Annotated in this window: 11 protein-coding genes and 2 pseudogenes; 7 read left to right on the top strand and 6 right to left on the bottom strand. The window is 59.8% G+C overall.

Annotation, left to right across the window (positions count from 1 at the left end):
• Nucleotides 1–209: 209 nt before the first annotated feature.
• A complete protein-coding gene (locus FCT00_RS19640; protein ID WP_235889233.1) occupies nt 210–1,097 on the top strand; it encodes a helix-turn-helix transcriptional regulator in 888 nt (295 codons plus the stop codon).
• A 44-nt stretch (nt 1,098–1,141) separates the two neighbouring features.
• On the opposite strand, the gene scpB is transcribed toward FCT00_RS19640, so the two are convergent.
• On the bottom strand, nt 1,142–1,792 hold the full coding sequence (gene scpB / locus FCT00_RS19635; protein WP_407943663.1) for an SMC-Scp complex subunit ScpB: 651 nt from the start codon (nt 1,790–1,792) through the stop codon (nt 1,142–1,144).
• Complete coding sequence (locus FCT00_RS19630; protein ID WP_138424328.1) at nt 1,789–2,706, bottom strand: DUF1403 family protein; 918 nt, start codon at nt 2,704–2,706, stop codon at nt 1,789–1,791. Before FCT00_RS19630 ends, scpB begins: the two co-directional genes overlap by 4 nt.
• A 157-nt stretch (nt 2,707–2,863) precedes the next feature.
• On the opposite strand from FCT00_RS19630, the gene FCT00_RS19625 reads away from it, so the two are divergent.
• The gene (locus FCT00_RS19625) at nt 2,864–3,961 is read left to right on the top strand and encodes a tyrosine-type recombinase/integrase (RefSeq protein ID WP_138424327.1); all 1,098 of its coding nucleotides are present in this window, start codon (nt 2,864–2,866) and stop codon (nt 3,959–3,961) included.
• Between the two features lie 13 nt (nt 3,962–3,974).
• On the opposite strand, the pseudogene FCT00_RS19620 reads toward FCT00_RS19625, so the two are convergent.
• The 4 genes and pseudogenes from FCT00_RS19620 to repA form a co-directional block, all read right to left on the bottom strand.
• Nucleotides 3,975–6,097 (bottom strand): annotated as a pseudogene (locus FCT00_RS19620) (ParB/RepB/Spo0J family partition protein); the annotation flags it as partial.
• 106 nt (nt 6,098–6,203) lie between these two features.
• Entirely contained in the window at nt 6,204–7,259 is a 1,056-nt protein-coding gene (gene repC, locus FCT00_RS19615) for a plasmid replication protein RepC (protein WP_138424326.1), read from the bottom strand.
• 240 nt (nt 7,260–7,499) lie between these two features.
• Entirely contained in the window at nt 7,500–8,468 is a 969-nt protein-coding gene (gene repB, locus FCT00_RS19610; protein WP_235889232.1) for a plasmid partitioning protein RepB, read from the bottom strand.
• On the bottom strand, nt 8,468–9,667 hold the full coding sequence (gene repA, locus FCT00_RS19605; protein WP_028288490.1) for a plasmid partitioning protein RepA: 1,200 nt from the start codon (nt 9,665–9,667) through the stop codon (nt 8,468–8,470). Before repA ends, repB begins: the two co-directional genes overlap by 1 nt.
• Nucleotides 9,668–10,191: 524 nt before the next feature.
• Here repA and FCT00_RS19595 point away from each other — a divergent pair.
• The 5 genes and pseudogenes from FCT00_RS19595 to pqqE form a co-directional block, all read left to right on the top strand.
• Nucleotides 10,192–10,608 (top strand): annotated as a pseudogene (locus tag FCT00_RS19595) (IS5 family transposase); the annotation flags it as partial.
• Nucleotides 10,609–10,638: 30 nt separating this feature from the next.
• On the top strand, nt 10,639–11,547 hold the full coding sequence (pqqB, locus tag FCT00_RS19590; RefSeq protein ID WP_235889230.1) for a pyrroloquinoline quinone biosynthesis protein PqqB: 909 nt from the start codon (nt 10,639–10,641) through the stop codon (nt 11,545–11,547).
• A complete protein-coding gene (gene pqqC / locus FCT00_RS19585; protein WP_235889228.1) occupies nt 11,544–12,314 on the top strand; it encodes a pyrroloquinoline-quinone synthase PqqC in 771 nt (256 codons plus the stop codon). Before pqqB ends, pqqC begins: the two co-directional genes overlap by 4 nt.
• Entirely contained in the window at nt 12,311–12,634 is a 324-nt protein-coding gene (pqqD, locus tag FCT00_RS19580; RefSeq protein WP_138424322.1) for a pyrroloquinoline quinone biosynthesis peptide chaperone PqqD, read from the top strand. Before pqqC ends, pqqD begins: the two co-directional genes overlap by 4 nt.
• Nucleotides 12,631–13,785: a pyrroloquinoline quinone biosynthesis protein PqqE gene (pqqE, locus tag FCT00_RS19575; RefSeq protein ID WP_407943662.1), complete on the top strand. Its 1,155-nt coding sequence runs from the start codon at nt 12,631–12,633 to the stop codon at nt 13,783–13,785. Before pqqD ends, pqqE begins: the two co-directional genes overlap by 4 nt.

Raw genomic sequence — 13,785 nt, 5'->3', positions numbered from 1 at the left:
CTTGTATCCTAAATTAGGGTACAGTATCCTAATTAAAGGTACAATGCCACAAATAGAGGTACAAGCAGCCATTGAAAAGTCAGGGAAAAATTAGCCTCTATTCTCTTTAATTAGGGCACAACGACACTCCTCCCGCCGACTCGCATCAATATTATTGAAACTATATGGGTATAGCTGCTATACCTGTCAAGAACCGATAGGGGTATACCATGACAGACGATGTGCCATCTCCCGGCCGCAACCTCGCTCCTAGGTTTGAATTCATCGAGTGGCGGCTCTTTTGGGAAGGTCACCTAAACAGAAGCGATCTTGAGGACCGCTTCGGTATCTCCACCCCACAAGCATCAGTGGATTTGCGAAACTACCGCGAAGTCGCAGGTGAGAACATCGCCTACAATGCGACAGAGAAGCGTTTCGTCGCGACCAAACCGATGAAGCCGCGCTTCCTGAAGGTCTCGGCCAACCGCCTCCTTTTGCAGCTGCGGGCCTTGGTCAATGGCGTCGTAAAACGCGACGACCTACCGTTCAGCCAATTGCCCAGTGTGGATGTTGCTCCCGAAATTGTTCGCGATGTGCGAGCCGCTGTTCTTCAGAGAATCCTGACGGCCATTCGGTCGAAGAAGGCCGTCTCCATCCACTACCGATCCCTGACAAGCACGCGGTGGCGCGATATCGCGCCCCACGCCTTGGCCTTTGACGGTCATCGTTGGCACGCGCGCGCATATTGCTGCGAGCGTAAGGAGTTTCGCGATTTCGTCCTGACGCGCATCGAGCGTCTGGGAAAACTGAGTCCAGCGTCCTTCGACCCGGAGAATGACCTTGCTTGGCAAAACAAGATAGAACTTCTGTTGTGCCCGCATCCGGGCCTGAGCGAGGCACAGAGCGAAGCGATCCAGTGCGACTACGATATGCGTGATGGGGTGCGGAGGATCGAGATGCGCCTGTCTTTGGCATACTATTTCATCAAGCGCTTGAACCTTGACATAGATGTCCTTGAACCGGCGCGCGCACAGATCCGTCTAGCAAACCTCGATGAGGTGGAGTCCGCGATCGTCGAGGCATGTGAGAACTCCAAAAAGCTTTGCGCAACGGCCTGAGGATGTCGTCGGAGAACTGGTGACGCATTGGCCCCTAGGCGCGACTATTCTCCGACTTTCAACGCCGGTTCCTTGTCTGGCACATCGGTGGCGACCAGTTCCAGCTCCGGCAAGTCCCGCAGGCTCTGCAGATCGAACGTCACCAGAAACGTCTCGGTCGTCACGAAAGTATGCGGCGCCCCCGGCCGCGGCGACCGCGGGCCGCTCGCGATCAGGTCCTTGTAGCGCAGCCGGGCCAGCAGATCGCGGCTGACCTCCTTGCCGAAGATGTCGGCCAGACCTGCCCGGTCGATCGGCTGGTGATAGGCGATTGCACAAAGCACCCCCATCTCCAACTCGGTGAAGGCGAGCGACTGCTCGCCCAGATCAGCGGCGGCCTTGATGGCATCTGCAAACTGCGTCTTGGTGCGGAACATCCAGCCGCCGGTCACTTGGGCCAGTTCGTAAGGACGACCCGTCAGCTCGGCCTGGATGTCCTCGATCAGCATCTCCACCGAAACCCCTTGCCCCACCAGTCGCGCCAGGTCTTCTCGGCCGACCGGCGACGCGCTGGCGAACAGCACTGCCTCGATCCGGCCCATCCATTCCCGCCAGCGCATCTCCGGCGGCAGGTCCTCCAGCTCCCGGTCAAACACGCCATCGCGTGCCGAGGCCGCCTGCCCCTTTGCGGCCTTTGGTTTTGAGATCGCCGTCATGATGCGACCCCGTAGAGCCGGAAGGTCGACCGTCCGGTCAGTTCCCGTGCCACGCCCAACTCAACAAGCCGGTCGCAAAACCGCCGCGACGCGCGATCGGTCATAGGGATCATGGTGCCGTGAATGCGCGGGGACAGCATCGAGGCCGGGGCCACGGCATCCTCACTCAGAAATACGTCGACCGCCGCGTCAGATCCTTTCGCCCTTAGCTTCGGGGCGACGGCGCGAAGGGCCGCAGCGCACCGAGCCAGGTCCCGCGTCAATCGGATCGACTCTTCGACGGACTCGAGGATCCGCACCTCGACTGCCAGATCGGCCCCCTGCCCTTCTGCGGTCAGGTCGCGCAGAGCCGCCTTTGTCAAACGCTGCGCAGTCACGGGCAGCACTTGCTTCCAGTTCAGCGCCCGCGCAAGGACGACGTCCGAGAGCAGGCAGGCGGTGCGCTCTGCCCGGTCGTCGGCCTCGAGCACAGCGCGCAGGGCGGCGACGCAACCCGACAACGGACCATGGGCCCGTGCGCGTTCCAGTCCCACGTGGAGCCAAGCGCCCACCTCGCCCGTCCGGCCTGCCCGCAGCCGGACACCTTCGCGCCAGAAGGCCAGCAGATCGCCATCCGGGCCCCTCGCCTCGCCCGGCGGCGTCAGATGGAAAGCGTCGCGGATGTCCGCCTCCCGCGCCAGCCGTCCTTCCAGTTTCGAGGTGGCGGTTGCGGCGCTCAGGGCCAGACGGTTGGCCAGCAGCTTCAGCGGCACGCCATGCCTGGGATCACCGATCAGCTGATCGAGCACCGTGAAGGCCGCCCCCGACCGAAAGGCCACATCCTCAACGGTTTCGGCACGTCCGGAGGTGACCCAGGCGGGAAGCCGCGGTAGGGTGCTCAGGTCGTCAGAGATGGTAGCGGGCTGATATGTCATGCCACAACCCTAATCTCCCACGGCGCTTTCGTCCATAATATGGTGCACAAACCGCCCCGCCTTGCCGTTCTCCGACACGTCCAATAAGTTTGCCTTATCGGACGTAAAAGAGTAGACTGGAAAGCAGTTCAATTTCATCGCCGGATTCAATGAAAAAATGCCCTCAGAGACCGAGAAATCGACGTCAGCACCCTCTGATAAGCTGGATGATGCTCGCGTCGACGAGAGAGAGGAAGAGGACAGCGATGGCATCGCCCTGCCCTCCCATGTCGCGGGATCCGGAACGCTCTATCGACTGGTGGACACCGCGCGCGACTATGCACGCGCGGCAATTTCGGACAACACGCTGAAGGCCTACGCGAAGGATTGGGCGCACTTTTCACGCTGGTGCCGGATGAAGGGTGCCGAGCCGCTGCCACCATCACCCGAGATGATCGGGCTTTATCTCGCCGACCTTGCGTCCGGGTCGGGCCCCTCCCCAGCTCTCTCGGTCAGCACAATAGACCGGCGCCTCTCGGGCCTCGCCTGGAACTACGCGCAGCGGGGGTTCACCCTCGATCGCAGGAACCGGCACATCGCCACGGTGCTGGCCGGGATCAAGCGAAAGCACGCACGCCCGCCGGTGCAGAAGGAAGCGATCTTGGCCGAGGACATCCTAGCGATGGTCGCCACCCTTCCTTTCGACCTGCGCGGGCTGCGAGATCGCGCGATCCTGCTCGTGGGCTATGCAGGAGGTCTGCGCCGGTCAGAAATCGTCAGCCTCGACGTGCACAAAGACGACACACCCGACTCCGGCGGTTGGATCGAGGTTTTCGACAAGGGCGCCCTTCTGACAATTCGCTCAAAGACCGGCTGGCGCGAGGTCGAGATCGGCCGAGGGTCCAGGGATCAGACCTGCCCCGTGCACGCGCTCAAACAATGGTTGGACTTCGCGAAGATCGACTTCGGGCCGGTCTTCGTCGGCACCTCACGCGATGGCAAGCGCGCCCTCGATGCCCGGCTCAACGACAAGCATGTTGCGCGGCTGATCAAGCGCACGGTTCGGGACGCCGGCATCCGATCTGAGCTGCCCGAGCGGGAGCGCCTGTCGCTGTTCTCCGGCCACTCTCTGCGCGCTGGCCTCGCCAGTTCGGCCGAAGTTGACGAGCGCTACGTCCAGAAGCACCTCGGACATGCCTCGGCTGAGATGACCCGCCGCTACCAGCGCCGCCGCGATCGGTTCCGGGTGAATTTGACCAAAGCTGCTGGGTTGTAGTCATCCGAATCGGCATCGATGCCTCATCGCTTGGCACATCGGTGGCAAGGTCGACATCTTCAGTCTGCTCCACGTCGGAAACGGGTTCAGGCGCCCCCTGCCCTTCCGCACCGTCGAGTGCTGCAAGATCGTGACGGCGAAGAACCTCCGGCAACCGGCCTGTGCCTGTCAGCAAACGCTCGGCTTCGGTCACCATCTCGCCCATCTTGAGATGATCAAGGAGTTGCGCCGTCCCCTCCCCTTTCGCCTCGCGCACGGCGTCGAGGATCCGGGCCTTGGGCACACGGTTCAGGTAGGTATCTGCCGTCGGCTCCCAACCCGCCTCGACCATGTCCACATCGACCGCCTGTGCGACCAAGTCGGACGGGGTCATCCGCTTGGTCAAACCGCTGGCGGAGATACCAGCACCATAGGGGTTCACCTTCTCGTGGAGCGCGTTGATCCCGAAGCTGAGGCAATGCGCGAGCAGCGACAGCCGGCTCCCTTGATCAAGGGAGGTCAAGTAGTCCCAGAGCGCGGCATCGTCGCCGAGCGGCAAGTCGGCCTCCCATTCCGCGTGGCGATCGTCCACCAGCTTGGCCAACACGCTGTCCTTCAGATCGCTCGCCTGCGCCGACATGTAGACGTGACGGACAGAGGCCTCGAGACAGCTGCCGGCCGAACTGGGCGTCCGGAAAGTGTCGTTGACGAGCTTCAGAAGCAGTAGCGTCAGGGCGACATCAGCAGAACGCCCGACAGCTTCGCGCAAGGCAAGGGTGCGTTGCGCCGTCAACTCCATAATCAGCCGCTCGGGCAAGGGCTTCAACGCACCATCTTCCTCGTCGTCGCGCATGTTCGCGCCAAGCACTTGACCGGCAGAGGTGATCACCGTGCCATGGCCGATACCATCCACTTTGCTCCCCGTTGAAAGCTCAACGCCCTGCCCGTCTGCCGCCTGTTCACCGCTGTGGACGTCGGCATCGTGCCGAGGTTCATCCTCGGGCCGGACAAAGCCCCGATAAACTGCAAGCTCGTCATAGCGATCAAGCGTCACGAAGGCCCCTGCCGGTGCGATTTCTTCCGCGTCGAAGATCAGCGGCCGGGTCTCGAGCTTCTCCATCTCGCCAAGACGCTCGTCGATCTCGTCGGGGAATTCATCCTGTCCCTCGTATTCCTCCTCGAGCGCCCGGTACCTGGCAAGCAGCTTGGCATGGGCCGCGCCTTTGTCATCCGTCATTGGCGCCGGGTCTCCACTCAGCCTCCGCAGGCCGTGGCTGTAGCCATAGGGCAGATCGAGCGAGACCTCGATCCATTTCCAACCTTCAGTCGCGATGGCTTCGGCTTTAGCCTGAATCTTCTCGCTGACCAGACGATCGAGCAGGGCAGGGTCTTCCAGCCAGCCGCCATCGTCGCCCTGGAAGAGGTCATGCAACTTGGTGCCGCCAGCAAACTCATAGGACTCAATACCCACAAAGGCGGCACGACGGTTTGAGGCGCGGACCGAGGATTTCGACAGCATGTGCCGGACCTTATAGGGTTCCATGTTCCAGGACGACCGGATCGCCTCCCAGACCTGCACATGGTGCTCGTGATCCAGGTTGATCGTGAAGGCCGTCAGCTGGTCCAGCGTCATCTCGTCCTCGGTGTAAAATTCGAGCAGGGCAGGGGTCACGGCGGCGAGTTTCAGGCGCTGTTTCACCACCTGCGGCATGACGAAGAAGGCGGCTGCGATCCCTTCATCGCCTTGACCCTTCTCCCGCAGCGCGACGAAGACGCGGAAATGATCGAGCGGATGCAGAGCCGCGCGCAGCATGTCCTCAGTGAGAGAGTCATCCTCGCGAGGATCGCGGACGTGGCATCTTGCAGGATACTGGGAAGGGGCGACGTCGTGGCCAAGCGCTTCTGCTTCACGAGGAGTGACAGCGCCTGGAAGCGCCGACCGCCAGCGGGGATTTCGAACTTACCGGTTTCAGAACCATCACCCGTCAGAACGGGCAGGAAATTCAGGCTCTGCAGCAGTCTGCGGCGAGCGATGTCGTCGGTCGATTCCTCGACCGAGATGCCGGCCTTGATGTGCCGAACGTTAGACTGGCTCAGCACGAGCTTGTTGAAAGGAATGTCCCGGGACGGGGTGACGTTCTGGGCAGATTTCGCCATCAGATCTTCTCCACAATGGGCGCCGGAAGCCACTCTCCCGAACTCACTTCCCGTCACCCCTTTCACAGCCCCTCTCTACCTCTCAGCACGTCCACCGCGGTGGACGTCACGCAGTAGCTGCCCTAGAACGAGAAAGCCTCTCCAGCAACAGTGATGGATTGAAGTCAGTTTCTCTGTGACCGAGCGTGATGCTATGGAAATACGCTCCAAAGTCTCGGATGCGGTTGCTCATCTGGAGAATTATGAAGATGGCGCATGATGCTTTTTGAGAGCCTATCTTCCTAGCAGCCTTTTCGAAGGTGCTTTCGTGGATTCCCATCATTGGAGCGAGTGTTCTGGCGTGGCTTTCGACATCGTGCCAGTTTCTAAGCGAGTTCGTCGCGAACGATGTAGCTTGGTCACAAACGGTTGTGAGCGTTTGCAAGGGAAGTGTTTCGCTGTCGGTCCCGCTTTCTAAATCTTTTTGTTCTTTTTTAGACTTAGAATGGTGCCGGACAGTTCGCCCGTCATTGGCGGGCAGTTTCATTGTTTCTGGTGCGTCCACCGCGGTGGACATCTGTTTGCATTGGGCTTCCAGTTCGTCGAGCAAAGCATGATACTCCGCGATCGAGAGCTTCCTCCGAAGAACTCGGCGTACCTGATGAGTGAGTTCGTTCTCGGGGTTAGCTTCGTCGATCTGCGCAAGTTTGGTTAGGATTTGCTTTCGCAAAAACACGCGATCCCGACGAGCGTTTTCCATCGCTTGGGCTGCCGCAAGTAGTTCGCCGGCCCGCGCGAGCAACGGAGCCAGTGACAAGCCATAGCTAATGGATAGACCTTCGGACGACTTCACTCGGTATCTTTTGCGATTTGGGCTGTCGTGGCGCTTCATGAAGCCGAGTTCAACAAAGCGATCGATGTGCCTACGGAGGGTTCGTTCATCGATCCCGCCAACTCGACGGCAGATCTCGTCGTTGGAAGCGAATACCGTGTCTCCGTGCCCAGGCTTGAGAAAACTCAGCATCGCCTGGAGCGTTTGAACATGTCCTGGACGGAGACCGAACAGGCTGCGAGTGTCTCTGAGCGCGCGGAAGACTGCCCAGATGTCGGTTTCAGGTGTGGACGTGGCGGGGGTGCCCTTGTCGACGCCAAAGGTCTGAACGGAAAGCTTTGTGAATGTCATGTTTGTTGAACGACGACCGTTGCGGCCCACAACTTCCCCGGCTCTTCTCGCTGTTTTTGGCGAGAAAAGGCAACAAAAAAATGTCCACCGAATCGGTGACTCTTGACCGGTATGTTGGAGATTGCTACATCATAGGTGCTAATCAGATGATGAGGGCTCTCCGGGGGAAACCTTGGGGGGCTCTTTTCTTTTTGGTCTTCGCCTTTCTCCTCTGCTCGTGTTTTTGGTTATGACCGGGGATCAGCTCCCCGAGCCTCTCTCATTCTGCCATTGTTCAAAAAGCTGTCGCAGCGTGGTTTCCGCGCGCTCTTCGAGCCATTGGCCGAACTCCGGGTTGTCCTTGCGGGTGATCTTGATAGCGATCGACTTGCCATCGACTGAAAGTGTGCCGACAGGGCTACCACTATTGTCCTTTACCACTGTCGTTTGGCCACGTGGGCTTTGGTTGGCTGCACCACGCGCCTTGCTGGAGCAAGCGACATAGATGGCTTGAAACTTGTCCGAGCTTGGAGTGCTGTCAGGCAGAGAGGCAAGTGTCTCACGCGCAATGTCGACAAGCGGAACCTTCTCCGAAAGTGCAGCAAGATCACCCCATTGGCGTCGACCTACGCCATGAGCCGGGCCGATAAGCCGGACAAGTTCGTCAGGTAGCTGCTCGATGACTACACGATGGTTCGACACACCTTGCCGGGTGAGGCCTAGGGCGTCCTGAATGACGCCAGGCTTATAACCGGCCTCTTGCATCTCTTTGATAAAAAGAGATTTTTCAATGAAGGACGGATCCAGCCGCAGGTTGTTTTCCTGACCTTGCGCGATCAGAGAAGCATCATCATCGAGCGTTCGAACAATCGTTTTGACAGTTCCACCAACTCTTCGAACGGCTGCAAGTCTGCGACGCCCGTAGATGATGCGGTATCGATCCGGTTGGTCAGAGGGGCGAACCATGATCGGCACTTGCTGACCATGCTTGCGAATGCTTTCGGCGAGATCTTCAATGCTACTATCTTCCAGGATCAGGCGATCCCGGAGACCATCCATATCGATCCGGTCGGGCTCGATATCTCGGATTGAGTTGGCAGTGATTTCCCGGAGAGAATCCCGCAATCCGCCAACCGAGCCAGGTAGCTTCGAGGATTTGACCGGGGCAGGGGAGGGGGCTGACGAGTCTTTCTCGTCCTTCGGAGGTTGGTTGAAGATATTTCGGGCCATCAGCGACGTCCCCATGCCATTTGGATTGTCTGCTCCAGCTCATCGGCAACGCTGTTCACGCTGGTCAAAGCCCGATCAATGGTCTTTCGAATGAGCTGGCTCGGGTCTACCTCGTAGATGGTTTGCTGAGTCATGCCGGCGTCAGAAATCGCCGTCGACTTCAGCATCGGCTCAGTCATGACTTGGCCCGCGAGGATTGAACGCAGGTAGCCGGCCATTTGCGTTTGTGGTCCGTCCGACGGCTCGTAGCGTGTGATCAGGAACTTTACGAAGTCCCAAGTGACATGCCGTCCAATCGCCTCTTCGACGGCTTTGACGGTTTCCGAAGCAAGCTTGAGAAACTGGCTCATAGAAGCGATGTCGAGCATGCCGGGGACCACCGTCACGAGCAGGCCCGTGGATGCTGCCAATGCTGTCAATGTCAGGAAGCCTAATTGCGGAGGGCAATCGATCAGCACGATGTCGTAATCGGAATCGACTTCCTCTAACGCCAGAGCAAGACGCTCCGCGAAAATCGGCTGAACCCTGCGCGCAAGGGCGTTCGCTGTCTCGGTTTCATACTCGGACAACATCAAGCCAGCCGGGACCATGTCGAGCTTGTGAAAGTATGTTTTCTGGATGACCTCCGAGAGCGGAACCTGATCATCGTATCTCAATGCGTCGTAGATCGTGCCGCCTTCGGCAAATTCGAGCTCAGGCCGGAAGCCGAAAAATGTCGTCAAACTGGCTTGTGGGTCGAGGTCAAGCACAAGCACGCGGTAGCCACGCAGGGCATACCTGTGTGCCAAATGGATCGTCGCTGTTGTCTTCGAGCTGCCGCCTTTGAAATTCACGACCGAAATGACCTGAAGACGGTCGCCGTCTCGGCGGCCAGGTCTGTACGCGTCAGCATTTTTGCCTGTCCGCGCCAAAATGTTGCGGAGGTCGTCAACTTCTTCGGCCGTGTAGAACCTATGACCGCGACCGTCAGTGTGAACTTCTGGGAAGCTGCCATCTTTGTGGCGGTTGCGCAGGTTCGACGTACTGACGCGCAGCAACTCGGCGACCTCGGTCGAGCTGAAGCGGCGCAAGGACTTGCGTTCTTCTGGCTCGAACGCAACTTTCATCTGCCGGTCAAGCGACTCAGCAAGACTGTCTGCGAATGCTCCGATGTCGGAAGAGCCTATGCCTTGCGCGTAGCCCGTATTTCGATCATCCATGTTCTGCCGCCTCTCGTGGCCTTTGCTAAGGCTCTTTGTCGTTCTGACGGTCGAAGCCACGTCTGACGCGTTTTGCCGTCAGAATGGAAATGCCACGAACATCTGAGTCCGGCAAGAAGAATCTAGATGTAGTGGAAAAGTTATCCACAGCACCAATTTGGCCCCGCGGGGCTTGCGCTAGATAACGCATTGATTAAAATGATAAAAGTCGTATCTAGCGAAGCCGATACCCTTCGAGATATTTTCTGCTCGCGCGAACTAACCCAAAGGCTTTGTTGGATATTTACGTGGCTTTCGTCCAATTGAAGCGATGATTCTGGAAGATTTTGGCCGAGCGAACAGAGTGGTTTGCCGACCATTAGCGCCTACAAGAGGCCGAGGCGCTCTGCCCGCTCCAGCAGCATTCTGACTGAGGAAGGCTGCCAACTGAACGACACCCGAAAGGTCGCATGAAACCCGGACCAGAAACGGGGTGAGCTCCGATCCTCCGTTTTCCTAAACATAACGGCGGACCACTCCAGTGGGGGAGGATCAGCCTGATCGGCCGAACCAAAGGCGGCATGAACACCAAATTGCATGCCATCTGCGACAGCCAGGGGCGACCGCTCAACCTGTTCGTCAGCGCCGGTCAGGTCAGCGATTACATCGGTGCGCGGGCATTGCTCAGCAGCCTGCCAAAGGTCGACTGGCTGCTTGGGGATCGTGGCTATGACGCCGACTGGTTCAGGGAAGCACTGAAAGACAAAGGGATACGCGCGTGCATACCCGGTCGAAAGCAGCGCAAAAAAGCCGTGAAGTACGACAAGCGCCGATACAAACGGCGCAACCGTATCGAGATCATGTTCGGCAGACTGAAAGACTGGCGACGCGTGGCGACACGATACGACAGATGCCCAAAGGTCTTCCTCTCGGCAATCGCACTCGCCGCCACCGTCATCTAATGGCTATGAGTCCTGACCCTAAGACTGATCGTGCTTGGTGGCGCGGCGGGTGGAGGGGTTCCGCAGTGGAACTGCAACTGCGCGTCGTGTCAGGCCGCACGGCACGATTCATCGCTGGCGGACGGGCAGGCCTCGCTTGCCTTCAGCGCGGACGGCGAGAACTGGTTTCTGGTGAATGCGTCGCCTGACCTGCGCCAGCAGATCAATGACATACCCGAACTGCATCCGCGCAATGGAAAGCTTCGCGACAGCCCGATTGCGGGTGTCCTGCTCGCCAATGGCGAGGTCGATGCCCTCGTGGGGCTTTTGTCGTTGCGGGAAGGGTCGCACTTCGGGATCTGGGCGCATGACCGGGTCTTGAGCGTTCTGGAGCAGAACAGCATTTTCAACGTGCTGGACCGCGAGACCGTCCCCCGTCGCGCAATCAAAATCGGAACGCCGTTCGAGCTTGTGCTGCAAGACGGGACGCCGACTGGGATGACCGTCGAGGCGTTCGAGGTGCCTGGCAAATCCGCCTGGTATCTGGAAAAGACGAGCCACGGGCATCAGCGGGACGTTCCGGGCGATACGCTGGGGCTGGAGATCACCGGGCCGGACCGGCGGAAGGTGTTCGTCATCACCGCTTGCGCCGGGTTGGACCAGTCGTTGGCGGACCGTTTGCGCGGGGCCGAAGTCGTGTTCTTCGACGACACCCTCTGGCGCGACGACGAACTGCTGGTCACCGGGCTTGGTCAGAAAACGGGTCAGCGCATGGGCCATATGTCGATGTCGGGTCCTGACGGGGTAGTTGAGGCGTTTCGCGATCTCGGCGTCAAGCGCCGGTTCTTTATCCACGTCAACAACTCGAACCCTGCCAACCTGCCGGATTCGCCCGAACGCAGCAGCGTCGAAGAGGCGGGCTGGATCGTTGCGAGACAGGGCCAGAAGGTCACACTATGAGCCTCGATTTCAGAGAGTTTCCACAGATCCCCGACATGCCGCTCGAGAGCGCGGAGGCGATGGAAGAGCGGCTCAGGTTGATCGGGGAAACCCGCTACCACAACCTGCACCCGTTTCACGACATGCTGCACGGCGGTCGGCTGACCAAGGGTCACGTGCAAGCATGGGCCATCAACCGATATTACTACCAAAGCTCGATCCCGCTGAAGGATGCGATCATCGTGTCGCGATTCACCGATCGTCTTACCCGCGTTGAGTGGCGGCACCGCATCGAAGACCATGATGGCGCGCCGGAGAGCGAGGGCGGTATCGAACGCTGGTTGCAGCTAACGGACGGGCTGGGCATTTCGCGCGACTACGTGGAATCGACGCAAGGTATCTTGCCCGCGACGCGGTTCGCGGTGGATGCCTATGTCCATTTCGTGCGGGACCGGAGCCCGCTGGAAGCCATTGCGTCGTCGCTGACGGAACTTTTCGCGCCGCAGCTTCACGAACAGCGGATATCCGGGATGCTTGAGCACTATGATTTTATCCGTCCCGAGATCATGACCTATTTCAAGCGCCGGCTGTCGCAGGCGCCGCGTGACGCGGCCTTTGCGCTCGACTTCGTGAAGCAGAATGCCAAAACACCGGAGGAGCGGGCGCTGGTCTGCGATGCCCTGTTGTTCAAGACGCAGGTTCTGTGGGTGCAATTGGACGCGCTTTACCATGCCTATGTGTCGGGCTTCCCGCCGCCCGGCGTGTTCAGGCCGCAGGTCGAGGCATGACGATGACGGTGATGTCCGAGCGCAAGCCCTTGGTCGTTCGTCCGGATACGGTGGTGGCGCTGCCCCGGCATGTGCAGTTGAAGTTCGACAAGCTGCGCGAGATGTGGCTGCTGCTGGCGCCCGAGCGCATCCTGACCCCCGACGACATCGCCGTGCGCGTCCTGCAACTGTGCGACGGGACACGCAGCGTGCATCAGGTCTGCGAGGTGCTTGCCGAGATCTATGCCGCCCCAATCGACCGGATCGAGGCGGACGTGATCGTCATGGTGCAGGATCTTGCCACGCAGGGTTATCTCCAATCCTTTGAAACAGGGGCATGATGGATACCAGCTTTCACGAACCAGACAGCAAACTGGCGCCCGGCGTCGGCACGACCCATGGGCTGCCCGTCGCGGTGTTGCTGGAAGTCACGCATCGTTGCCCGCTGCAATGCCCCTATTGCTCCAATCCCCTGAACCTCGAGCGTCCGGCGGCCGAGCTTGCGACCGAAGACTGGGTCCGAGTTCTGCACGAGCTGGCGGAACTGGGCGTTTTGCAGGTGCATTTCTCGGGCGGCGAACCGATGGCGCGTCGCGACATCGTCCAACTGGTCGCGGCGGCCACCGACGCGGGGCTTTATTCGAACCTCATCACCTCTGGCGTGAACCTGGCGCGCGAGCGGCTTGCCGCGCTGGCTGAGGCCGGGTTGAGCCATGTCCAGATCAGTTTTCAGGGCAGCGAGAGCGAAACCGCCGATAGGGTAGGGGGGTATCGGAACGGTCACGCCAAGAAGCTCGAGGCGGCGCGTCTGACGCGCGAGGCGGGTTTCCCTTTGACGGTGAACGCCGTGATGCACCGTCAGAACCTGCATCAACTGCCCGAGATGATCGACATGGCCGTCGAACTGGGTGCGCAACGGATCGAGGTCGCCAACGTGCAGTATTACGGTTGGGCGCTGCGCAACCGTGCCGCGCTGATGCCCACGATGGAGCAGATCGAGACCTGCAACCGCATCGTGGCCGAGGCCGAAGAGCGTCTGCGCGGTATCCTGATGATCGACTACGTGGTGCCGGACTATTACGCGGTTCGGCCCAAGACCTGCATGGGGGGCTGGGGGCGTCAGTTCTTCAACATTTCGCCCGCCGGAAAAGTGCTGCCATGTCATGCCGCCGAAACGATCACCGGGCTGGACTTCGACAGTGTGCGGGATCATTCGCTGGCGTGGATCTGGGATCACTCGCCCGCGCTCAACCGGTATCGCGGCACCGACTGGATGGCCGAACCCTGTAAAAGCTGCGAGCATCGCGAAGAGGACTTCGGCGGGTGCCGGTGTCAGGCGTTCGCCCTTGCCGGCGATGCCGGGGCGACCGATCCGGCCTGTTCCTTTTCGCCGCTCCATGACGAGATCTTCCGCGTTGCCGAAACCGAGGCCGCGGCGGACGATATGTCTTTCGCGTATCGGAATTACCTGACCCCCATGCCCGGCGAATAG

This window comes from Maritimibacter alexandrii, from assembly GCF_005871115.1.
GTDB lineage: Bacteria > Pseudomonadota > Alphaproteobacteria > Rhodobacterales > Rhodobacteraceae > Maritimibacter > Maritimibacter alkaliphilus.
This window is presented reverse-complemented; position numbering and strand designations above follow the sequence as displayed.

Bases quoted from the DNA above. Each gene is read 5' to 3' on its own strand.
- pqqE (WP_407943662.1), top strand. From the start codon at position 12,631: ATGATGGATACCAGCTTTCACGAACCAGACAGCAAACTGGCGCCCGGC.
- pqqD (WP_138424322.1), top strand. From the start codon at position 12,311: ATGACGATGACGGTGATGTCCGAGCGCAAGCCCTTGGTCGTTCGTCCG.
- repA (WP_028288490.1), bottom strand. From the start codon at position 9,667: ATGGATGATCGAAATACGGGCTACGCGCAAGGCATAGGCTCTTCCGAC.
- scpB (WP_407943663.1), bottom strand. From the start codon at position 1,792: ATGACGGCGATCTCAAAACCAAAGGCCGCAAAGGGGCAGGCGGCCTCG.
- repB (WP_235889232.1), bottom strand. From the start codon at position 8,468: ATGGCCCGAAATATCTTCAACCAACCTCCGAAGGACGAGAAAGACTCG.
- repC (WP_138424326.1), bottom strand. From the start codon at position 7,259: ATGACATTCACAAAGCTTTCCGTTCAGACCTTTGGCGTCGACAAGGGC.
- FCT00_RS19625 (WP_138424327.1), top strand. From the start codon at position 2,864: ATGCCCTCAGAGACCGAGAAATCGACGTCAGCACCCTCTGATAAGCTG.
- FCT00_RS19630 (WP_138424328.1), bottom strand. From the start codon at position 2,706: ATGACATATCAGCCCGCTACCATCTCTGACGACCTGAGCACCCTACCG.
- pqqC (WP_235889228.1), top strand. From the start codon at position 11,544: ATGAGCCTCGATTTCAGAGAGTTTCCACAGATCCCCGACATGCCGCTC.
- FCT00_RS19640 (WP_235889233.1), top strand. From the start codon at position 210: ATGACAGACGATGTGCCATCTCCCGGCCGCAACCTCGCTCCTAGGTTT.